The sequence below is a fragment of the Streptococcus oralis genome (assembly GCF_001579175.1).
In the GTDB taxonomy this organism is placed as follows: Bacteria; Bacillota; Bacilli; order Lactobacillales; family Streptococcaceae; genus Streptococcus; species Streptococcus oralis_O.
On record NZ_KQ970775.1, the window covers coordinates 1 to 354 of the forward strand.

Annotated in this window: 1 protein-coding gene; it reads left to right on the forward strand. The window is 44.9% G+C overall.

Going from position 1 to position 354, the window contains the following annotated elements; translation table 11 throughout:
- Positions 1-354: MFS transporter (locus tag SORDD24_RS10590; protein ID WP_155720162.1), on the forward strand; the 354-nt coding region annotated here is incomplete at both ends.

Here is a 354-nt window from a genome sequence, read left to right on the forward strand (position 1 = left end):
GGAGCAGTTGGGAATAGAGCAGGATCAAGTTGCTTTCTATGCTGGATTAGCCATCTCAGTTTCAGCTGTTTCAGCAGCTTTAGTTTCTCCCATCTGGGGCATTCTTGCTGACAAGTACGGTCGAAAACCCATGATGATTCGAGCAGGCCTTGCCATGACCATTACTATGGGAGGTTTGGCCTTTGTTCCGAATATCTATTGGTTAATCTTTCTTAGATTACTAAATGGTGTATTTACTGGTTTTGTCCCCAATGCAACAGCCTTGATTGCTAGTCAGGTACCTAAAGATAAGTCTGGCTATGCTTTGGGGACTTTATCAACGGGAGTAGTAGCTGGAACTCTAACGGGCCCCTT